At 46.0% G+C, this 23,493-nt stretch carries 16 protein-coding genes; 8 read left to right on the top strand and 8 right to left on the bottom strand.

Annotated elements, in window-relative coordinates:
- Window positions 1-201 precede the first annotated feature (201 nt).
- The 7 genes from R7P67_RS02685 (at window position 202) to R7P67_RS02655 (ending at window position 10,367) form a co-directional block, all read left to right on the top strand.
- The gene (locus R7P67_RS02685) at window positions 202-639 is read left to right on the top strand and encodes a hypothetical protein (RefSeq protein WP_262652930.1); all 438 of its coding nucleotides are present in this window, start codon (window positions 202-204) and stop codon (window positions 637-639) included.
- Window positions 640-774: 135 nt separating this feature from the next.
- On the top strand, window positions 775-2,166 hold the full coding sequence (locus tag R7P67_RS02680) for a TolC family protein (protein WP_262652928.1): 1,392 nt from the start codon (window positions 775-777) through the stop codon (window positions 2,164-2,166).
- A gap of 146 nt (window positions 2,167-2,312) precedes the next feature.
- The gene (locus R7P67_RS02675) at window positions 2,313-4,031 is read left to right on the top strand and encodes an efflux RND transporter periplasmic adaptor subunit (RefSeq protein ID WP_262652926.1); all 1,719 of its coding nucleotides are present in this window, start codon (window positions 2,313-2,315) and stop codon (window positions 4,029-4,031) included.
- 2 nt (window positions 4,032-4,033) lie between these two features.
- Window positions 4,034-7,213: an efflux RND transporter permease subunit gene (locus tag R7P67_RS02670; protein WP_262652924.1), complete on the top strand. Its 3,180-nt coding sequence runs from the start codon at window positions 4,034-4,036 to the stop codon at window positions 7,211-7,213.
- Window positions 7,214-7,290: 77 nt separating this feature from the next.
- Entirely contained in the window at window positions 7,291-7,857 is a 567-nt protein-coding gene (copI, locus tag R7P67_RS02665) for a copper-resistant cuproprotein CopI (RefSeq protein WP_017821519.1), read from the top strand.
- Between the two features lie 326 nt (window positions 7,858-8,183).
- The gene (locus R7P67_RS02660) at window positions 8,184-9,035 is read left to right on the top strand and encodes a carbenicillin-hydrolyzing class A beta-lactamase CARB-42 (RefSeq protein ID WP_005375420.1); all 852 of its coding nucleotides are present in this window, start codon (window positions 8,184-8,186) and stop codon (window positions 9,033-9,035) included.
- A gap of 282 nt (window positions 9,036-9,317) precedes the next feature.
- A complete protein-coding gene (locus R7P67_RS02655; protein ID WP_021707655.1) occupies window positions 9,318-10,367 on the top strand; it encodes a sensor domain-containing diguanylate cyclase in 1,050 nt (349 codons plus the stop codon).
- Window positions 10,368-10,479: 112 nt separating this feature from the next.
- Here R7P67_RS02655 and R7P67_RS02650 read toward each other — a convergent pair whose 3' ends face one another.
- Window positions 10,480-10,632: a hypothetical protein gene (locus tag R7P67_RS02650; protein WP_005375418.1), complete on the bottom strand. Its 153-nt coding sequence runs from the start codon at window positions 10,630-10,632 to the stop codon at window positions 10,480-10,482.
- Window positions 10,633-10,878: 246 nt separating this feature from the next.
- Between R7P67_RS02650 and speG the strand changes: the two genes are divergently transcribed.
- The gene (speG, locus tag R7P67_RS02645; protein ID WP_005375417.1) at window positions 10,879-11,418 is read left to right on the top strand and encodes a spermidine N1-acetyltransferase; all 540 of its coding nucleotides are present in this window, start codon (window positions 10,879-10,881) and stop codon (window positions 11,416-11,418) included.
- Window positions 11,419-11,465: 47 nt separating this feature from the next.
- On the opposite strand, the gene R7P67_RS02640 is transcribed toward speG, so the two are convergent.
- From R7P67_RS02640 to R7P67_RS02610, 7 genes are all read right to left on the bottom strand, one after another.
- The gene (locus R7P67_RS02640) at window positions 11,466-12,263 is read right to left on the bottom strand and encodes a hypothetical protein (protein ID WP_005459709.1); all 798 of its coding nucleotides are present in this window, start codon (window positions 12,261-12,263) and stop codon (window positions 11,466-11,468) included.
- 176 nt (window positions 12,264-12,439) lie between these two features.
- Window positions 12,440-13,549: an OmpP1/FadL family transporter gene (locus R7P67_RS02635; protein WP_262627863.1), complete on the bottom strand. Its 1,110-nt coding sequence runs from the start codon at window positions 13,547-13,549 to the stop codon at window positions 12,440-12,442.
- A 120-nt stretch (window positions 13,550-13,669) separates the two neighbouring features.
- Window positions 13,670-16,810, bottom strand: a complete 3,141-nt coding sequence (vmeQ, locus tag R7P67_RS02630) for an efflux RND transporter permease subunit VmeQ (protein WP_005459706.1) — start codon at window positions 16,808-16,810, stop codon at window positions 13,670-13,672.
- A 10-nt stretch (window positions 16,811-16,820) separates the two neighbouring features.
- Window positions 16,821-17,963, bottom strand: coding sequence for an efflux RND transporter periplasmic adaptor subunit VmeP (gene vmeP / locus R7P67_RS02625; RefSeq protein WP_005391278.1), 1,143 nt, complete (start codon window positions 17,961-17,963; stop codon window positions 16,821-16,823).
- Between the two features lie 90 nt (window positions 17,964-18,053).
- Window positions 18,054-18,845 carry a hypothetical protein gene (locus R7P67_RS02620; RefSeq protein WP_005488175.1) on the bottom strand — a complete coding sequence of 264 codons (792 nt, stop codon included), beginning with the start codon at window positions 18,843-18,845 and terminating at the stop codon, window positions 18,054-18,056.
- Window positions 18,846-19,375: 530 nt separating this feature from the next.
- Window positions 19,376-21,535 carry a prolyl oligopeptidase family serine peptidase gene (locus tag R7P67_RS02615; RefSeq protein WP_274026231.1) on the bottom strand — a complete coding sequence of 720 codons (2,160 nt, stop codon included), beginning with the start codon at window positions 21,533-21,535 and terminating at the stop codon, window positions 19,376-19,378.
- Window positions 21,536-21,739: 204 nt separating this feature from the next.
- On the bottom strand, window positions 21,740-23,311 hold the full coding sequence (locus R7P67_RS02610) for an ATP-binding cassette domain-containing protein (RefSeq protein ID WP_262652918.1): 1,572 nt from the start codon (window positions 23,309-23,311) through the stop codon (window positions 21,740-21,742).
- Window positions 23,312-23,493: the final 182 nt, after the last annotated feature.

Below are 23,493 nucleotides of genomic sequence, written 5' to 3'. Positions count from 1 at the left end.
CACGTGTCATAAAAAGCGAGGGCTTCTTTCGCTAACTTTCAACACTCGGTGTTTAACAAACGTTTTACTCCCTCGAAAGTGCGAAAACTGAAGGGTTGGACTATTTTGATAATAAGAGTAATAAATGATTGACCTTACCCTTAGGTTAACCTTTAGAATCGAAGGGTTTTCATCATTTTCATCAAACACATGGGAAAGGGTATGCACTTAAAATCGCTGCATACAATTTGGTTAACTCTCTTCACGACGCTAGTGCTATTGGTATCTAGTGTGGCGAACAGTGAGCCGTTGATGAATATTCAAATGATGTCTACTGGCATGGCTCACCATCCTTCTATGATGAGTGACAGCGAACACTGCGGTATGCCTGGCATGATTGACGTCTCCATGAGTGACGGTTCTATGTCCGAAGCGTCCGTAGCAGAAGATAGCGATGCAAGAGAAACCAGCATGAACTGTGGTGGAGGCTCTGGCATGGTTCATACCTGCTGTACTGCTGCGTGTACGATAGTTTTCGTCCCCCTACCGAATCCTATCAATAGCCCAATGCCCGTCGTCTATCGCGCAACCATTACTCCTGAAGTTGCTTCCCCAGTCGTACACGTCAGCAGCGACCTGTACCGACCTCCAATAGCCTAAATCCGTCCTAGCATTCGACCCTGCGCGTGTATCGCAGGTTGTTTTAATGCGCCTGAACGATGAGGTAACAAGGCTTTACTGTTCCCGCAATAAAATCCGCACCTCCATCGATCCGGCGAACACTGGATTTAGATTATGGATATCAAACCATACCACTTAGCTGCACCTATTTTTATGGTGGCTCTGGTCGCTGCGCCAACCTTGGTTAACGCCGCAGGTGAAGAGACGCACGCAGCACAAAATTCCGCATCAAGTGAGCGAGCTTCAACGACCAAGCTTGCCCAATTGATCAACGTCGCTTTGAGTAACGATGGCAATCGTAAGCAATACTCAGCGCAATCTGCAGCCATGCGTGAAACGGGCGTCGCGAGCGCGACCTTAATGGACCCAAAACTGAAAGTGGGTTTTGGTGGCTTGCCTGTCGACAGCTTCAAATTCGATGAAGACCCAATGACCAACATCTCCGTTGGTTTAATGCAACAGTTTGAGCGTGGCTCTACGCTTGATTTGCAACAGAAGAAAGCCAATCAACAAGCCGACGGCCTTGGGCTTCAAGTTCATGCTCGTGAGCTTGAGGTAGCCAACAGCATGACTCAACTTTGGTTAGAACTTGGTTACCAGCAACGCGCTGAACAAATCATGCTTGAGAACCGCAAGTTGATGAAGGAGATGGAAAGCTTTATTCAAACCAACTATTCGATTGGTAAGAGTGAAGCGCAAGATCTGCTTAACGCCCAACTTCAAGTCAGCAAGTTGGATGAGAAACTGCAAGCCAACGAACAAATGCAACGTCGTCTTATCTCTCAACTCTCCGAATGGTTGGGGTCAGATTGGTTGGCGAACGAAGAGGCTCTGCACGCGAGCAATCAACTTAATTGGGACACACTGAACAGCAAACTTGCTGCAAGTCAGGGTTTCACCAAGCATTATCAGCAACTCAGCCAACACCCGATGGTTAAGATGGCAGACGTTAGCATTTCTGCCAATAAAACTCAGGTGGAGATTGCTGAGCAAGCCTACAACCCGCAGTTTGGCGTCGAAGTAATGTACGCCTACCGCCAAGCCGACAACATGATGGGTGAACCTGCCTCCGATTTGGTCAGCGCTTACCTCACCATGGACATTCCGTTGTTTACGGGTGACCGCCAAGATCGCAATCTCGCGGCCGCTCAATACCAAGTTGGCGCGGCACAATCACAAAAAGACACCTTACTAACGCAGATGAATGCCAAGGTGAACACTTTGCTGGTTGATCGCGGCAACTTAACCCAACGTTTAGAACGTTATCAATCCACCTTATTGCCTCAAGCGAAAGCGCGCATTCAAGCCGTTGAGCGGGGTTATCAAAACAACACAGCGCAGTTTAACGATGTGATTTCTGCCACGACTGACGAGTTGGCTCTGCAATTAGAGCAACAACGTCTGCTGACCGATCTCAACATCGCAAACAGCAATTTAGCCGCCCTACTCGGTGGTTTCGACTACCAAGTGGCTTCACCGGAAGCTCGCTCTATTTCGACATATTAATTTGTGATTCCCCAAGACAGTTGGGGCTGCAGCTAGGCGGCAAACGAGAGAATCCCATGAGCATAGATCCTCTATGTGATTTGGGTGAACGAGAGCAGGCAACAACGCTGTAGCGTCAAATGTGAAGGGGAAAATAAGGTAAAACAATGAAAACATTAAAAATTGCAACCATCGCGCTGATTGTTGGTGGTGCTTTAGGGTTTGGTGCTAATCATTTTCTTACGGGCTCGGCTCACGACATGAGTGCGATGGGTGGCGAATCTGCTGCAAGCTCTAATGATCCGCTTTACTGGGTTGCCCCAATGGATCCGAATTACAAACGCGACAAGCCGGGTAAATCCCCAATGGGCATGGATTTGATTCCGGTTTACGCAGAAGACCTATCCGGTGAACAAGATGCACCAGGTACAGTGACTATTGACCCTTCAGTAGAAAATAACCTCGGGGTTAAAACCGCAAACGCGACACTACAGCAGTTGTCACCACGCATCGAAACGGTTGGTTATATTGCCTTTGATGAAAGTCTGTTATGGCAAACCAACGTTCGTGTGGCGGGTTGGGTAGAAAAACTCTACATCAATGCCGTGGGCGAGAAAGTGAAGAAAGGCGATGTGCTTTTCACGCTTTACTCTCCAGAACTGGTTAAAGCACAAGAAGAATTGCTGAATGCGTACCGCACTGGCCGCAAAGGTCTTGTAAAAGGCGCGACCGAACGCTTGGTAACGCTTGGTGTTGACCGTGCTCAAATCAAATCCATTACTCGTAGTGGTAAAGCATCGCAAACCATTGAAATCAAAGCGCCTGCTGATGGCGTTATCGCGAGCTTAAACGTGCGTGAAGGTGGCTATTTGTCTCCTGCTCAAGCGGTGATCAGTGCAGGTCCTTTGGACAATGTTTGGGTTGATGCGGAAGTCTTTGAGCGTCAAGCGCACTGGATGAAAGCGGGTTCTCAAGCCACGATGACCCTTGACGCGATTCCGGGCAATGAATGGCAAGGTGTCGTAGATTACGTGTACCCAATCCTCGATCCGAAAACACGTACGTTGCGTGTGCGTCTTAAATTCCCTAACCCAGATAGCGCATTGAAGCCAAACATGTTCGCCAATATTGCCTTGCAGCCTGTCACTGACGACGCAGTGTTAACGATTCCTAAGTCATCTGTTATTCGCTCTGGCGGTATGACTCGCGTTGTTCTGGCTGAGGGAGAAGGCAAATACCGCTCAGCTCGAATTGAAGTTGGCCGTGAAGCTGGCGAACAAATCGAAGTATTACAAGGACTTAAAAAAGGCGACAAGATCGTTACTTCGTCTCACTTCATGCTCGATTCTGAATCAAGCCAGTCGGCGGATCTGTCTCGCATCAATGGTATAGAAGCGGCAGCGGAAACGGCATGGGCTAAAGGTGAGATCACAGACGTAATGAAAGATCACCGCATGCTGACCATCAACCACCAGCCTGTACCAGAATGGGATTGGCCGGGCATGGTAATGAACTTCACTTTTGCAGATGGCGTTGAGATGGGTAACTTGAAAAAAGGTCAGGCTATCGAATTTGAAATGCAAAAGACGGAGTCCGGTCAGTACCAAATCATCGACTATAAGGCAGACAACAGCGTCATTGCCGCAGAAGTTTGGCTAACTGGTGACATTAGCATGCTGATGGCTGATTTTGGCATGATCACCTTAAACCACCTACCGGTTGCAGAATGGAACTGGGATGCTGGCGAGATGAACTTCTCTGTGGGTGAAGACGTTGATCTATCGGGTTTTGAAGAAGGACAGAAAGTTCGGTTTCTAGTTGAAAAACAAGGATCTGACTACGTTCTTAAACAGCTAGTTCCTGCAACAGTAGCCGTCGAGGGTTAATTATGATCAATGCTATTATTCGTTGGTCACTGAGCAACCGATTCCTAGTGTTGGTCGCGACCTTAGCCCTTGTATTAGGCGGACTTTACAGTGTAAAGAATACGCCTGTTGATGCGATTCCGGATCTTTCTGATGTGCAAGTGATCATCAAGACAAGCTATCCGGGTCAGGCACCTCAAGTCGTCGAGGATCAAGTCACTTACCCACTCACCACCGCCATGCTTGCCGTGCCGGGTGCTGAGACGGTTCGTGGCTACTCTTTCTTTGGTGATTCTTACGTTTATATCATTTTCAACGATGATACCGACATGTACTGGGCACGTTCACGCGTGTTGGAATACTTGAGCCAAGTAGCACCAAAGCTGCCACCGAACGCAAAACCAACCCTAGGTCCTGATGCAACGGGCGTGGGCTGGGTTTACAGCTACGTATTACAAGACAAAACCGGCAAGCATGATTTGGCAGATCTTCGCAGCCTGCAAGACTGGTTCTTGAAGTACGAATTGCAAACCGTGGATGGCGTTTCTGAAGTCGCGACCGTGGGCGGCATGGTGAAGCAGTATCAAGTGCAGATTGACCCTGCCAAACTGCGTGCGTACAACCTCACTCTGCAACAAGTGAACATGGCAATCCAAAACGGTAACCAAGAAACCGGCGCGTCCGTTATCGAAGTGGCCGAAGCCGAGCACATGGTTCGTACCACGGGTTACCTAACCAGCATTGAAGACATCAAATCACTGCCTCTCAAAGTCACCGAGAAAGGCACACCGTTGCTATTAGGTGATATCGCAGACATTAACCTTGGTCCACAAATGCGCCGTGGTATCTCAGAGCTGAATGGCGAAGGGGAAGCCGTTGGTGGCGTTATCGTTATGCGCTTTGGTGAAAACGCCAGTGAAGTCATTGCAAAAGTAAAAGACAAGCTTGCTGACCTACAGCGCGGCCTACCAGAAGGCGTGGAAATTGTTGCAACTTACGATCGCTCTACCCTTATCGATTCAGCGGTAGAAAACCTATGGAAGAAGCTTGCAGAAGAGTTCATCGTCGTTGCAATTGTGTGTGCGTTGTTCCTGTTCCACATTCGTTCTTCATTGGTTATCGCTCTGAGTCTACCGGTCGGTATTCTCACTGCGTTTATCGTAATGCATTGGCAAGGCATCAATGCCAACATCATGTCCTTGGGTGGTATCGCGATTGCCATCGGTGCGATGGTGGATGGTGCAATCGTGATGATTGAAAACGTTCATAAACACATTGAACGAACGCCACTGACCGATAAAAACCGCTGGCAAGTAATTGGTAAAGCCGCAGAAGAGGTCGGCGCACCGCTGTTCTTCTCATTGCTGATCATCACTCTTAGCTTCGTACCGGTGTTCGCCTTAGAAGGCCAAGAAGGCAAGATGTTCTCGCCGCTTGCGTTCACTAAGACTTACGCCATGGCAGCGGCAGCAGGTTTGGCAATAACACTCGTCCCTGTTCTTATGGGCTACTTCATTCGCGGTCAGGTGTTACCGGAGCACAAAAACCCGGTTAACCGTGGCTTGGTCGCATTGTACCGTCCGCTGTTGAACACCAGCTTAAAATACCCTAAGACCATGATTGTTATCGCATTAGGTCTGATGGCGTCGGCTTACTACCCAACCAGTAAACTGGGTAGCGAGTTCATCCCGCCGCTGGATGAGGGCGACTTGATGTACATGCCAACGACCTATCCGGGTATCTCGATTGGTAAGGCGCGTGAGCTTCTACAACAAACCAACAAGCTGATCAAAACCGTTCCAGAGGTGAAAACCGTATGGGGCAAGATTGGCCGAGCTGAGACCGCAACCGATCCAGCACCACTCACCATGATTGAAACCGTGATTCAGTTGAAGCCACGCGACCAATGGCGTGAAGGGGTAACAACCGAGTCACTGCGCAAAGAGTTCGACAAGCTGGTTCAGTTCCCTGGTCTTACTAACGCTTGGGTAATGCCGATCAAAACCCGTATCGACATGCTAGCAACGGGTATCAAAACCCCTATCGGCATTAAGATCGCCGGACCCGATCTGAAAGTGATTGAGAAGATCGGTTCTCAGTTGGAGCCAATTCTTAATGGCGTACAAGGCACCGCATCGGTTTACGCAGAACGTGTAGCAGGTGGTCGTTATGTCACGATCGACATTAAACGTCGTGCAGCGGCGCGTTACGGCTTGAGCATCAAAGACGTTCAGCAGGTGATCTCCACTGCGGTGGGTGGCATGAATGTGGGTGAAACCATCGAAGGCTTAGAGCGTTACCCAATCAACGTTCGTTACCCTCAAGACTACCGTGATTCAGTGGTTAAACTGCAAAACCTACCGTTAGTGACACCAAATGGCGCTCGTATTGCGCTGGCTGACGTAGCGGACATTCGTTATGAAGATGGCCCTCCGATGATCAAGACGGAAAACGCGCGTCCGAATGGCTGGGTATTTGTCGACATCGATGGTCGTGACCTTGGCTCTTACGTCGTGGAAGCACAGCAAGTCGTGGCTGATCAACTGGAGCTTCCTGCGGGTTACTCGCTGGCTTGGTCTGGTCAATACGAATACATGGAGCGTGCAAAAGACCGCTTGAGTGTCGTTGTACCAATCACCATTGCCATCATTATGCTGCTGCTTTACTTCAGCTTCCGTCGTGTCGGCGAAGTAATGATCATCATGCTTACGCTACCGCTCGCTATGGTCGGTGGTTTGTGGCTCATGCATATCCTCAACTACAACTTCTCGATTGCCGTTGGGGTCGGCTTTATTGCCCTAGCAGGCGTCGCGGTTGAGATTGGGGTCATCATGCTCGTCTACCTCAACCAAGCATGGCACTACAAAAAGCTGGATGCGGAAGAGAGCCAACAAAAGCTTGAGGCAAAAGACTTAACCGATGCCATTCGTGAAGGTGCAGGCCTGCGTGTTCGCCCAGTAATGATGACGGTACTAACGGTCATTATTGGTCTGATTCCGATCATGTACGGCGAAGGTACAGGATCAGAAGTCATGCAACGTATCGCCGCACCAATGATTGGTGGTATGGCATCAGCACTGCTGCTGACGCTGTTAGTGCTTCCTGCCATCTTCAAGCTGTGGAAACAACGTGAGTTGCGTCATAGCAATGCGACTAATCACCAAGCTAGCACTCAAGCTAGTGATGTAAACAACAACGCTTAATCCCTACCTTCCCCTCAAACATGCCGTTTTGAGGGGAAGCGACCAAGTTATTAATGAATTAAAACAAGGATATAAAAATGAAAAAGACACTAATTACTCTTGCTCTAGCCCTAACAACAACGACTGCGTTTGCCCAAATGGATCATTCAAACATGGACCACGCGAACATGGATCATAGCAACATGAAGCATGAAAATATGGACCACGGCAGTATGAAGATGGACCACAGTAAAATGGACCATTCAAACATGATGGATATGCCGGGCATGTCGGCAGTTGGTATGCCAGCAAAAGGGGCAAAGCCAGACAAAGTGGTACACGTTATCTTGGGTGATGACATGACCATCAAGTTCAAAAAAGACGTTAAAATTGAGCCAAACGATGTGGTGCAATTTGTGGTCATGAACACCGGTAAGATCAACCACGAGTTTACGATTGGTTCGGCTAAAGAGCAGCTAGAACATCGCGAAATGATGAAGACAATGAGTGGCGATCACATGCATGACTCAGGCAACGCAGTTACGGTAGAACCAGGTAAAGCGAAGCAATTACTGTGGCACTTCCACGGTGACAACAAGGTTGAGTTCGCGTGCAACATTCCGGGCCATGCAGAATCGGGCATGGTTAAAAAGATTGAACTGTAAGTAATTATCCAACTAGACAAAGGAGCTGATGATTCAGCTCCTTTTATTTCTCTGGATCAAACTATTCGTTAGCTCATGATAAGAAATTCTGAGCCAGTGTCTCACGCTAAGATATTTTTATGACCGAATCACCGACGTAATATATAGGCCAAACTACGGGCCTTGATAGCAACACTCTTCTCCTCATATTGAGACCGTATTAGCGTATTGCAAAGAATCCTACATAAAATAGACATAGATTTAACAGTGTTTAGAGTATTGGCTCGTTATAGTTTACGTGACATCGCTACGGTGCGAACTAAAACTAAAATTGAAGAACACGATCCATGAAAAAGTTATTTTTGTTGGCTGGGCTAATGGTTTGCTCAACCCTAAGTTACGCGTCCCAACTGAATGAGGACATTTCTCTCCTCGAGCAACAAACCTCAAGCAGAATTGGGGTGTCAGTTTGGGATACCCAAGCAGACGAGCGTTGGGACTACCGTGGCGATGAACGCTTCCCACTCATGAGCACATTCAAAACCCTAGCTTGTGCCAAAATGCTAAGTGATATGGACAGCGGTAAGCTAAGTAAGAATGCGACCGCAAAAGTCGATGAGCGCAGTATCGTTGTATGGTCTCCAGTGATGGATAAGCTCGCAGGCCAAAACACACGCATAGAGCACGCGTGTGAAGCCGCTATGTTAATGAGTGATAATACTGCAGCCAACTTGGTATTAAATGAAATTGGCGGCCCTAAAGCCGTAACAATGTTTCTGCGAACAATTGGAGATAAAGCAACGCGCCTAGACAGAATAGAACCTCGCTTGAACGAAGCCACACCAGGCGACAGCCGCGACACAACCACACCTAACGCCATACTAAACACTCTTCGAACTTTGGTCGAAGGCGAAACGTTGTCTTATGAGTCTCGTGTACAATTAAAAATCTGGATGCAGGACAACAAAGTTTCAGACTCGTTAATGCGTTCTGTATTACCAACAGGTTGGTCTATTGCAGACCGTTCTGGTGCGGGTGGTCATGGTTCGCGTGGCATTAACGCGATTATATGGAAGGAAAATCATCGACCTGTTTACATTAGTATTTATGTCACAGAAACCGAGCTCTCACTTCAAGCTAGGGACCAGCTCGTTGCGCAGATAAGTCAGTTGATTTTACAAAAGTACAAAGACAATTAAGTCTCTACTCACCTGACCCCATTTGTATCCTTTTCTAGCCCTTCTCTTCCAGAAGGGCTCATTCTGTACTTCCATCTTAAAAACACCACTTATTGAGTAATGACTTACTTATAAATAGGTATAAGATTTACTTATTTAGGGTGAGTTAACGCCCACATTAAGCAACCAAATGCACACAAACGGCGATAATTAAACCATACTCTTACCAAGAAGCACATTTTCTACAAAATAGCTTCACGTAATTTATTGTTGGTATTTGCAACATTGCCAAGGAGATGTCTATTGAGACTTGAAAGAACTTTTAACCCTGATGACTTATCGATGCAAAACATGGAAAGTCCGATATGTATGCCGATAGGGTTTGTTCACTTTTTAGCTCAATCGGAAACACTACAGCAAGTACTTGATACGGTGGCAGAATGGATAAATCGTATATTTAATTCTGACCGTGCGAGTATCACACTTTATGAAAACAATGATCATCTAAAGGTCTACTCTTTCTCTGGTAGTAAAGCGATTCCCGCTGAATTTTTAGTGCCCATTCATCAAGCGTTTGTTGGCCGAGTGTTCAAAAAGCAACAACTGATGATCTGCGATGATGTTACGCAATCTGATGAGATCGATTGTATGATGCTCGCATCCAATGGTATGGGTACGTGTATGGACGCGCCTTTAATGCACGGTAAAGTCTGCCTAGGAACGCTTAATGTTGCGCATCATCAAACGCACATTTACACAAACGAACAAGCGGCACAGCTTCAGTGCATCGCTAATTGGATTGCTTTAAACATTGCCCTTCATATACAGATTATGAAGATGGAGCACCTCGCCACGACAGATGATCTAACAGGTATTCCAAACCGCAGAGAGTTCATGCGACAAATCGAAAGCCGCCTAAATGAATACCGAACCCAGGGCATTGACTTCCATGTTGCTATTTTAGATCTCGACAATTTTAAAAGCCTCAATGACCGATTTGGTCATGACGCAGGCGATAAATCACTGATCCATGCAGTTAATACTATTAAAAGTCATCTACTTGATTGTGACTTACTTGCCAGAGTTGGCGGTGAAGAGTTTGCCATCGTATTAAGAAGTCGCTCATCACAGCAAGCTCTAGACACATTAGAAACGATTCGTAATGCACTAGAAACGACGACCGTTCAACATTCAGGTTGTGATATGAGCTTCACCGCGAGTATTGGGGTAACTCAAGTCTGTCGTCTCGACGACTCATTTGAACCATTAGTTAAACGCGCCGACTTAGCACTTTACAAGGCAAAAGAAACTGGAAGAAATCGCGTTGAGTTTCATATTGGTGAAGAAAGGTAGAAAAAATAAAAAAAGGTAGCGACTCATTGCGCTACCTTTTATCGATTCTAACCCGCTTAAAATAACTAATACGAACTTTAAGCCAGTTAAAAATAAGAATGAGCAAATTTAATTATGCTTTCTTAAGATCTTTAGCTGGGTAAGTTAGTGTTTTTTCGCCTGCTTTTACATGTGTGTAAAAACCGCCACTGCTTAAACCTGTAACAACCATTTCGCCAAGATCGATACCTTTAGTCGCTACTACTACGTCACCGATTGAAAACATATTGAATACCTTGTTTGTTTAGATTAAGACACTAAGTCGTTGCGCGGTATTTAATACGATATTAGGCAAAGCACCTAATCGAGTTTTTTATCGTAAAGATTAATTTATATTTGTCGTGAACTCTAAGTTTCCACATTGAAAATCACAGGATATTTTCCAAAAAAAGATGCGCTATTCTTGTGAAATACGGTAATATTTTCTAGCATCAAGTGCGGAGGTATTCTCCGCCCTCATTGGAGAAAAATGATGAAGAAAGGCCTAAAAATGCGTGCATTAGAGCGTTCTGATTTGCGCTTTATTCATGAACTGAATAACAACCGAAATATCATGGCCTACTGGTTCGAAGAACCTTACGAGTCTTATGACGAGCTCGAAGAACTTTATCGAAAACATATACATGATGACGCTGAAAGGCGTTTTGTCGTCGAAGATGAAGACGGCATCGTAATTGGCTTAGTTGAGCTGATCGAGATTAACTACATTCACCGCAGCGCGGAATTTCAGATAATCATCGCCCCAGAGCATCAAGGCCGAGGTTATGCGACAGAGATGATTAATCGTGCGTTAGATTACTCATTCTCAATTCTTAATCTACGTAAAATCTACTTATTAGTCGCAGTGGATAACGAAGTCGCTATTCACTTATACAAAAAGTGCGGCTTTATCGAAGAAGGTCACCTTGTAGAAGAATACTTTATTAACGGCGCTTACAGCGATGTTAAGCGCATGTATATATTAAAACACCAGTACCAGAAAAAGATCGAAGAAAACAACTCAATTCACTAGTTCATTCTATCAAAGTAAAAACGCAGCTATTTGGGCTGCGTTTTTATTTATTCAAATTGATATTGGTACGATACCGCAACACGCTTGTCTGCTTCATCCAGATAGGTGTTGTTGTCCATGACAAACGTCATTACGTTAAACGAGTGGCGTTTGTTCACAAGGTAACCAAGGCCGATACCACCAAAGAAGCCTTTGTAGTTCTCTCCTTCACTGTTTTCTGAGCCGTAAGTGCCTGCTGCGAAGCTGATTAACGTCAGTTCTTTGGTAAACGATTTCAGCGCAAATGCACCAACGTAACCGCTGCTGCCTGAAGAGCTCATCATATTGAAGCCATTCTCTGCACTTGGAGTGCCCGTAAAGTTAGGCTCGCTACAGTGGCTACTTTCTGCACCGTCACAAACAGGAACATCACCAGTGTTGTACGTATAGCCTGCCATTGGGAAAATTTGGAAGCCTGCTGGCTCAATCCCGAAATAACTTAGCGGCATAAAGGTACCAACGCTGTAGTTGGTCTGATCCGCGCCGTTTACGTATTCATTTTTACCGAAGTTGAAGTTCACGATACCGACCGGAAACAACCACGAGCCACCAATACGCCACTCGCTCGCATCATCATTGATACGCAGGTTAATTTTGCGCGCTTGGTCAAGCGCAAGTGAGCCCGAGAATGAGATGTTTTGATCATCAAAATCGTAGTTGTTTGCGTACGACGCGCCAAATTTCGTGATGACTTTTGTTGGGTCATCCGCCAACTTGTTTTTATTGTCTTTTACTCGATGCTCGGCACCATGAGCCAGCGTACTGACCAACAAAGTCGTACACACTAACGCTAGTTTGTTTTTCATTTTTTTGTCCTTTGAGATGTTGAATACCCGCACTTAGCTGCGCAGATACTTTTTGAATCATCACTCACTGGATGTGACAGAAGCGCCCTAACTACCTTGGATGACATGACAGCATCCAGTGCAGGTAGTTAGGGTAGAATGGCCTGTAAGGAAGGCGTTTTAGCGATTAGGAATGATTAGTTTTTCCAGTTGTAGCTCATGCTCATGAAGTACAGAGCAGGCTCATCAAAGCCAGCTTGTAAGCGTGGCGTTTCTGTTTCTGAAGACTCCATCAAGACCGCTTCAAACGCGAAACCAATTGAGTTTTCTGAATCCAATTTGTAATCAATGCCTGTGCCAATGCGGTACGCCTTGCCAGTAGGAACGGTAATGTCACCGTTTGATTGGCTTTCATACATGCTGGTATCGAATGCAAAACCTGCATTCCACATCATTTTTTCATTCAGTTTGTACTGAGTACCCAATGCGATTTGGTAAGTGTCTTGTGTCTCTACATCGACCAAATCTGCAGCCTTAAGCGTGGTTGTGTATTCGCTCCAGTCTTGCCAGTTCACGTTCCACATTACCGCTAGGTCATCATTCACTTCATGGTAAGCACTGAAGATCAGTTGTTGCGGAGCAATGGAGTTGCTATTGTCGAATTCAAATTCGGTTTCAGAAGAGTAAGACAGACCAAGACGCGTGCCTGGTGTTGCTTCATAAAGCACACCTACTCGGCCGTTGAGCTGAGTATCTTGGTCTTCGTCATTGAAGTTCAAGGCTCCCTTCGTTTCCACTTCATACATACCGTACTGAATGCCAAGCGCCGCACCCACAGACCAGTGATCATTGATGCGGTAAGAAGCGGAAGGTTGAATGGTTAAGGCTTGCGTCGTTGCTGTAGGAATATCTAAATGATTATTCAAAAGACCTTCGTACTCGAGGCCAAGACCGTAGTTGCCATACAGACCAATACCCAGCGTCCATTTGTCGTTCACTTGTTGGCTGTAAAATGCCGACGCCATAGGAACAAAACCAATCACGTTGCCCGCATCGCCAGTCATCGTGTCTAGTTGCGCGTCACCGTAAAGGCCAATCAGGTTACCAGAGAAAGATTTACCAGAAACATTCGCCAGACCAGCCGGGTTTGCTGCCATTACTGAGGCATCTTGCGCACGAGCCGCCATACCAGCGGATGCCAAACCAATATCCGATGCTGTTGTTTCGTAAAGGTATAACCCACCCGCTTGCGCAGCAGCACACGTCAGTAGAGAGCTCGCTACGACGATTTTTGAAAGATTTGTCATGTTAAAACCTATTATTGTTAGGGGAACCCACGCTGCGACGGTGGTTGTATATCAATGAAAGGCATTGGCCAATCGTACACAGCGTGGGGGTGTTGTGGAGTCAGTCGGTTGAAATCAGCGTTATTGCTCGCTCACCTCAAGTTCAGTGGGTTTCTTTCGCTTAAACTTCTCGCGCAGAGATTGCATCATCACGAAGAACACCGGCGTCAGCAACGTGCCTACAAACGTAGAGAGAATCATGCCGCCGAATACCGCAAAGCCCAGTGAGTGACGAGATGCCGCACCAGCACCCGATGCAATCACCAACGGGAATACCCCCCAGATGAAGGCGAATGCGGTCATCTGTACTGCACGGAAACGAATTCGAGCAGCTTCTTTGGCAGCATCAATGATGGATAAGCCCTTTTCTTCTCGCAGAACTTTGGCAAATTCCACGATAAGAATCGCCACTTTGGCGGACATACCGATCAAGATGACCACACCAATCTGCACGTACAAATCGAACGGTTGTCCCACCAGCAGTAGCGTGCCCATTGCGCCGAGAATCGCGACTGGAACCGCCATCATTACCGCAGCAGGAATGGTCCAACTTTCGTACTGAGCCACCAAGAACAAGTAGGTGAACAGCAAAGACAATGCGAACGCGATTGGTGCCATGTTGCCTGCTTTCATCTCTTGGTAAGTCATGCCTGACCACTCGTACGAGTAACCACTTGGCAAAGATTCCGCAGCCAGTTTTTCAATGGCTTTTACAACATCACCCGAGCTGTAACCTGGCGCTGGCGCACCGTTCACGGTTGCAGAACTGAACATGTTGTAGTTCGACAAGGTATCAGGGCCGAAGATCGGCTTCACTTTCACTAGCGTTGCCAGTGACACCATTTTTCCAGAGCTTGAACGAACAAACAGATGGTCGATGTCGTCGATGTTGTCACGGTATTGCTCTTCTGCTTGCACTTTCACTTGGTACGAACGACCAAACAAGTTGAAGTCAGAAATGTAGGCACCGCCCAACTGTGCTTGCAGTGTGCTGAAGATTTCATTCAACGGTACGCCCATCGAAATCGCTTTATCGCGGTCAATATCGATGTAACGTTGCGGAATATTCGCACGGAAAATCGAGAACGCACGCGCCACTTCAGGCAGTTGATTGATTTGGGCAACAAAATCAGCGGTTGTTTTTGCCAACTCTTGTGGAGAACGGCCCAAGTTGTCTTGCAGCACAAGGTTGAAACCATCCACCGCACCCATGCCTTTGATTGCCGGCGTCGCGAAAACGAACGAAGCGGCATCTGGCGTTGAGTTCAGCATTTGATTAACTTTATTCATCAATGCGCGTTGGTGTAGCTCAGGGTCTTTACGTTTGCTCCAGTTATCCAGTTTGATGATCAACATGCCCGAGTTTGGAATCGACGCCATGTTAATTACCGAGAAGCCCGCAACCGAAACCACGTTCTCCACACCTTCCATCTGTTTTAGCTCATCAACGTACTTCTTCATTAATGGTGCAGTACGCTGCAATGCTGCTGCGTCTGGCAAACGCATTTCGACCATGAACACGCCTTTGTCTTCGTTCGGAACGAAAGAAGAAGGTACGGTCATGAACGCAAATGCCAGCACCGCAATAAGCGCGCCATACACACCGATACTCAGCACAATGCGGCGGCTCAAGAAGCCAACTAAACCTTGGTATTTGCGCGTTATTGCTTCAAAACCGCGGTTAAACGCACGCAAAGGCGCAATAGGTTGTGAGTGAGTTGATTTCAACATCAACGCACAAAGCGCTGGCGTTAACGTTAATGCGTTGATCGCAGAGATCAGCACCGACACACAGATGGTGACCGCGAACTGGTTGAACATTCGACCAGAAATACCCGGCAATAGCGCAACCGGTACGAATACCGCCAACAAAATAAGCGTTGTTGCCAATACTGGCCCCGTCACTTCTTTCATAGCTTGGATAGTGGCCGGAATCGGGTCTAAATGCTCTTCATGGATAACCCGTTCCACGTTCTCTACCACGATGATCGCATCGTCCACCACGATACCGATGGCGAGGATCAAGCCAAACAACGAGATCGTGTTAATGGTCATGCCCATCACGCCCATGATTGCAAACGTCGCAATGATGGAAACCGGAATCGCTAAGGTTGGAATGATGGTCGCTCGCCAGTTCTGCAAGAAAACGTACACAACGAAGGTTACAAGAAGTACCGCAATCACTAGCGTCTCATACACTTCATCAATCGACGTCTCTACGTATTCGGTAGAGTCATACGCGATGTCGTAGACCAAATCATCTGGGAACGATTTCTCGTACTCTTTCATGGCCTCTTTCACGCGTTCCATCACGTCTAGCGCGTTCGCTGTCGGCAACTGGTACAAGGCCAGAACGGCGGCTGGTTCGTTATTCATACGACCATCAGCTTCGTAACCTTGTGCGCCAACTTCCACACGAGCCACATCTTTCAAGCGAATCAAAGAACCTTTCTTGCTCGCGCGGATGATGATGTTCTCGAACTCTTCCGCAGAAGTAAGGCGACCTTTGGTTTGCAAAACATATTGATATTGCTGATCACCCGGAGCTGGCATACCACCGATCTTACCCGCCGCCACTTGGATGTTTTGCGTTTTAATTGCGCCAATAACATCGCTAGCAGAAAGCTTCAAGGTGGCCAGTTTATTTGGGTTCAACCAAATACGCATTGAGTAGTCTTTCTTACCCAGCAGCGTAATGTCACTCATACCTTCGATACGTTTTAGACGCTCAACGATATTGAGATCCGCGTAGTTAGAAAGGTAGATACTGTCGTAAGACTGTTTCGGGGAACGCAGTGTGATAACGCCCAGCATGTCGGAAGATTTCTTCTTAACCGTCACACCGATTTGGTTTACTTCTTGTGGTAGAGATGACGTCGCCTGTGCCACCAAGTTGTTCACACGAACCTGCGCCATATCGCCATCTGCGCCCACTCGGAAGTAAATACGCAATGTGTATGAGCCATCGTTACCAATCACAGAAGACATGTAAATCATGTCTTCAACGCCATTGACTTTGGCTTCTATCGGTTGTGCTACCGTCTTTTTAACCACGTCCGCGTTTGCACCCGGATACATGGTGCTCACCGTAATTACCGTTGGAGAGATTTGAGGATACTCAGAAATTGGCAAGACTTTCAGAGCGATCATACCCATCAATGTCATCGCCAGTGAGATCACCAAAGCAAACTTCGGCCGGTGAATGAAAAATTTACTTAACATCAGTACTCACTCAGCCTTGTTCACTCTGTAGTTCAACGTCTTTCACCGTTGCACCCGGACGCACTTTTTGAAGACCATTGACGATGACTTTTTCGTTAGCCGCCAAACCAGTCAGCACAGCACGTTTCACACCGTAGGTCTGACCGAGTTCAACGTTACGACGAGACACCACGTGATCATCACCAACCACCATGACGTAGTCACCCGCTTGGTCTTGCTGAACAGCCGCCGATGGGATAAGCAAACCATCAATGGTTTTGTTGCGCAGCTTGATGGTCAAGTTGCCATATTCACCCGGCATAAGCGCGTAAGTTGGATTATCGAATTGTGCCTCTGCTCGAATTGAGCCTGTTTCTAAATCGATCTTATTGCCAACGGCGTAGATCTTGCCATCAAGTGGATACAATGAACCGTCTGAAAGCGTCAGTGTTAAATCAACATCCAGTTTGTCATCGTTACGATGAGCCACATCAATCGCACTTCTTACTCGGCGGTAGAGCTTCTCATCCACATCAAAGCCAAAGCGAATTGGGTCGATTTGAGTGATCGAAACAAGAGGAACGAGTTGAATTTTCGAAATACGGTCACCCACTCGGAAGTTGCTGAAACCCACGCGGCCAGAGAAAGGAGCACGCACAGAGCTAAATTCAAGATCGAGCCTTGCTGAAACCAGCGTCGCTTTCGCCTCTTCTACCGAAGCAATCGCTGCGGCGTGCGCAGCAATGGCGTCATCGTATTGCTGCTCACTGATGCTTTTATCTTTGATGAGTTTCTTCACACGTTCTGCATCACGCGTAGTTTGAACGAGTTGTGCTTTTGCTTTTTGCAACGACGCTTTTGCATACGCCAGTGCCGCTTTGTAAGGACGGTCGTCGATTTCAAACAGCAATTGGCCTTTTTCGACCATATCGCCATCTTTAAAATGAATCGCGGTTAATTCGCCACCGACTCGAGGCATAATATCAACGTCATTTACCGCTTCAGTTCGACCGATAAAAGTATGATAAGGAGTGATTTTTGTTTCGGTTAGGGTAACGGTTTCAACAGAGGGTGCTTGGGCAGTTTTCGTTGCGATATCGCCAGTTTTGCATCCTGATAGTAATGCAGAAGATATAGCAATAGATACCAACGCAAATTTATATTTGGCTTTCATGATAAACCTACTTTATGTAGAAAGTGCCCTAGCCTAAATTTTTAAATATATGGATAAACACACTTTCTATTCTGGAAATAAACGAGGGAGTTAGAATTGGTAGTTAAATTCGATACGGTGATCACCATCACCGAAATTAACGTGCTCATTCCAGTTTGCAAAGTAACGAATATTTGCGCGAGGATTAATTTGATAAGACAACGCAAACTCATGAGTTAAGATATTATCTTCACCCGCGTAATAAGTGTCTTTATATTGACTAGACCCTGACAATGTATGCATATACATTGGGTTGTAGTTAATCCAGATTTTATCGGTTAATTCAATTTTTGAGTACATACCAACAACGGTGAAAGTACCTGGAATTTCATAACCTTTGTCATCATCACTAAAATCATTAGCAATAGTGACACCCGCACCAGCTAAAGGAAATAACTGCAACATACCAAACTTAGGTAGGCCTTGAATAAAGCTGTAAGATGCATCTAATTTATCGTTATCAACATCGTAGTTTACATCCAATTGACGGCCTAGACCTTTTGCGACTTCTACTTGGAAATTACGTAGTCGGAAAGAGTCAATGCTGTCATCAACATTGGCATACATTGGATCGTCATTGTCGCGAATGCCAAATAGCTCACCACCAATGCCTTTCATTTCGATGATGTTCATCGCCATAGTGCCAGGCTGGCTAGATTGGTATGTTTGACCGATTTTGATGTTCGCGCCTTTGTCAGTAATACCAAAGCCCGCTTGGGTGTAAACCGCAAGTGGGTCAGACATATCTTGTAGTTCTTCGTCATTATTTGTCTGAGCATAAGCAGAAGACGCGAGTTGAAGGGCTGCTGCCATGATAACAACAGACGGTTTCACTAAATTCATAAAACTGTATCCATTTTAATGATTATAAAATTATTCACGTCATGAGGTCATCATAAATAGCAAGCAACACAACTCGCTTTGGATAATATAAATTATCAAAGCAAATTTAATAATGACAAAACATTAGACGTTTTAATTAAAATAAAATAAAGCGTCGTAAAAGTTCAATCACTGCTACTTATATCTTATATAACTTGAAATTTGGTAAGCTTTACGAAGAAGGGAATATTAAAACTTATGAAAATTCAATTATCATTAGAACAAATGATTAATTAAATTTACCATATAAATAAGGAGTGCAATGGTGTTAGGTGATCGCGATCAAGTTTTATTTGTATCGTATATTACTCTTCAGGTAAAGAAGAGAGTTGTAATAAATTGCAAATACCTTAATTTAATTAGCCTTGCGGTCAATTTAGAATAGTTACTCCACAATAAATTGAAAGGAAATCACACTCTGTGATCTCCTTTTATTTTCGAGTGCAAAAGCACCAATGCATTTCGTTAACTAAAAACGCAAACGATTCGCACTATTGCAGTTTCTCTATCCCCATATTGAACAGTGCAAAGCTATAAATATCTGCATTTGTCTCAATTATTTTACGCGTTGGTGTGCCAGCACCATGTCCTGCATTGGTTTCGATGCGAATCAAGGTCGGATTTGAACCCGCCTGTTTTGACTGCAACTCAGCAGCAAATTTGTAAGAGTGAGCAGGAACAACACGATCATCATGATCACCCGTTGTAATCAATGTTGCTGGGTATTCCACCCCCGCTTTTACATTGTGCACTGGCGAATAACCTTTCAGATATTGGAACATCTCTTTACTTTGCTCTGCCGTACCGTAGTCATACGCCCAACCAGCACCTGCGGTAAAAGTATGATAACGCAGCATGTCCAGTACGCCGACTGCTGGCAGCGCCACTTTAAACAGCTCTGGACGTTGCGTCATAACTGCCCCCACTAACAAGCCACCATTCGATCCACCGTTAATGGCTAACTTGTTTGATGACGTTACCTTTTCATCAATTAGGTATTCAGCCGCCGCAATAAAGTCATCAAACACATTTTGCTTTTGCATTTGAATGCCAGCGTTGTGCCACTCTTTACCATACTCCCCACCGCCACGAATGTTCGCTACCGCGTAAACACCACCAAGCTCCAACCAAGCCGCACGTGTCGGGTTAAAAGATGGTGTGAGGCTGATGTTGAAACCACCATAACCATATAGGATGGTTGGTGCACTGCCGTCCATCGGTGTCCCTTTTTTATAGGTGATGATCATCGGCACTTTTGTTCCGTCTTTTGAGGTGTAAAACACCTGGCGAGAGTCATACAAAGCTGGATCAAATGGCGCTTTAGATTTGTAGTACACCTCGCTATCACCATCTTTGATGTTCAGACGATACGTAGTGCTTGGCATCTTGTAGTTGGTGAAAGAATAGTAGACTTCGGTTTCATCTTTTTTACCCGAGAAACCGTATGCGCTGCCAATATCAGGCAATTTGATTTCTCGGATGAGTTTGCCGTTCATGTCGTATTGCTTCACCATCGAGATCGCATCAACAATATAACTCGCAAACAAATTGCCACCCGCGGTAGAAACGCGTAACACATTCTTTGTTTCAGGAATCAAATCTTTCCAGTTTTTGGGCTGCGGCTGACTCGCATCCACCGTCACGACGCGTTTGTTCGGCGCGTTAAGGTTCGTAACCAAGTACAGCTTCGTGCCTTGGTTGTCTATTACCCAAGTATCAGAACTGGTGTTATCTAAAATGGTTTTAAGTGGGCTGTTTGGCTTACTCAGATCTTTAAAGAACAGTTTGTTACCCGATGTCGATACGCTGGCTGAGATAAACAAGTAGCGTTCATCATCCGACGTATAGCCGCCAACATAACGGTATTTCTCTTCCTCAAACCCGCCGAAAATCAGCTGGTCTTCACTTTGTTTCGTCCCAAGTTTATGAAAGTAGAGTTTGTGTTGATCTGTCTTCGCGGAGAGTTCACTCCCCTGTGGCTTGTCATAACTTGAGTAATAGAAACCTTGATTGCCGAGCCAACTGATGCCGCTGAACTTAATATCCACCAGCGTTTCACCGACTGGCTTTTTGGTTTCTGTGTCTAACACAATGACTTTGCGCCAATCGCTACCGCCTTCCGAAATGCTGTATGCGACCAAAGAACCGTCTCGTGAAAAACTCACTCCCGCTAACGATGTGGTGCCATCCTCACTAAAAGTATTTGGATCGAGGAAAATTTCTGCTTCACCATCACCTAGCTGCCGATAAAGCACATCTTGGTTTTGTAAACCGTCATTTTTGTAGAAATAAGTGAACTTACCCTCTTTGAACGGTTGGCTTTGCTTTTCGTAGTCCATGAGCTTAGTGATGCGCTCTTCAATCTGCTCGCGGTAAGGGATTTTCGACAGATAATCAAACGTCACTGCATTTTGTGCCTTCACCCATTCTGCGGTTTCTGGGCTGAGATCGTCTTCCAACCAGCGATAAGGATCACTCACTTTTGTACCAAAGTAGTCATCGACAACATCCACTTTTTGTGTGGTTGGATACGTGATGGCTTTCGGGGTTACTTGTTCAACCGACGACTGCGCCGCTTCATTTGCATGCGCCACAGACAACACACTTCCGAGTGCGAGAGCCGTTGCGAATGCTAGGGTGTTCTTTTTCATGAAATTCCTTTTTATTTTTCTGTTGTCTTTTTGTGCAATACATCAGAACTCTACTATATATCGACAAAATGAATCTAATTTCATTAAACGAGTTGTGAAAGCCATCCTAACTCCCTCATTTCCTGCCAGTTCTACAAACCAGTAAGTGGAAGTGTAGAACTTGGGAACAACACTGAAGAGCTACGATGGCGTTTACTCTTTCGTCTAATTCAGTTCGATTTGACGCAAAACCCCAGACTCAGAAGCGAAATCTTGGTCGTGACTAATCAGAACAAATCCACCTTTGTATGTATTTAACGCCTGACTAAGCATTATTTTTGACTCGAGATCGAGATGGTTATCTGGTTCATCAAGCAGCAGCAAAGGCTGGGAGTGTTGATGGCTGACGATCAGCATTGCGAGCTTCATCTTCTCGCCACCACTGAGTACGCATCCCAACCGAAACACAGCGTCTCGACGAAAACCGATCCCCGCCAATAAGGTTCTCGCTTCACTTTCCGTCATCTCTTGGCAGGTCTCCATTACGTTCTCAAGTAACGAAAGATTTGGATTCACTGCGCCAAAGTGTTGGTCGAGATAATACAAGGGGGTATTCACTTGCAGCTCACCACTGAGCAACGACAACTCACCAAGCAACGTCTTTAACAAGGTTGACTTTCCGCAGCCATTTTTCCCTTTGAGATGGACTTTGTCGTTCGCAAAAATCTGCAAAGTGATAGGAGTAGAATCCCCAAAAGGCAATATACCTTCTTGTATCGACAACACTTTTTTCGAACGGTTCGGATTATCTGCAAGATAAAGCTTTTGCGCTTTGAGCTGCTCATGTCGCGATTGCAACGCCCGCTCTTTGGCTTGTAAATGCACTTGTCTGAGTTGCTCATTCTTATTGCGATTTGAGGCGCTGGCGGTCGCGCTATCCTTTTTGCCATCAAGCAAAGTTTTGGGCTGACTGCCGTCTTTGCGCAGTTTGTTCCCTTGCGCGGCGCGTTGGTCTGCTTTTTCACGATTTTTCTGGGCTTGCTCAGCTAACCGTTTTTTGTGTTTATCGACCTGCGCTAACTGCCTTTCGACCGCTTGTAACTCAGTGCGTTTTTGCTCGGCATACACATCGTAATTTCCACCAAAAACCTGTAAGCCTAGGCCCGAGAGTTCCCAAATTTCCTCCATTGCTCGAAGCAGCTCGCGATCGTGACTGATGAGTAAAATCGCGCCACCGAAATGCTTCATAGACTCTATCAACCATTGTTTCGCCTCGGTATCGAGGTGATTGGATGGCTCATCGAGAATCAAAAGCTCCGCTTCGTTTTCAAACAATTGCCATAACTGCAAACGCGCTAACTGCCCCCCACTGAGCCGAGCACAAGAGAAATCAGGGTCTTGCGGCAAGCCCATCGCAGCAAGCTGCTGTTTGAGTTTCTGTTCAATATCCCACTGTTCGCCAACCAGTTCGAACCAATGCTCAGAAACATCACCTTGTTCAATCTGCTTTAAAGCATGCAAGACCGCATCTTTGCCCAGAAACTGGGCGATCGATTGCTGACCTGAAAGCAGATCAGACGGCTGCTGGCGATACATCATGAAAGAAGAGGGAGCAGTCACAACACCGCTGGCAGGCTGAGTTTCGCCCGCCAAAATGGAAGCCAAAAGCGACTTACCGATGCCATTGCGCCCAACCAAACCTACACGTCGTTTAGTCATGGAACAAGAAATAGACTGGAATAGCGTATCGCCATTATCAAACTGATGGCTAACATTAAAAGCTTGTAAAACTGGCATAATTTGCCTCCTGTATGACAGGGACAACAGCCGTAGCTATGATTTGAAATTGCAACAAAACGCGTGCACAAACGCATTAAGCTCTATGTAAAGCTCGACGATATACGTCAAATCAAAAAGTCGTCTTGTTGCAAAGAAATATCGGAGAGTGAGCTACGCCTACTAACCCTGCAGATCCAAAA

The sequence above is a fragment of the Vibrio sp. Vb0937 genome (assembly GCF_033338855.1).
The sequence above is the reverse complement of the archived record's forward strand: the minus strand, read 5'-3'. Positions and strand labels throughout refer to the sequence as shown.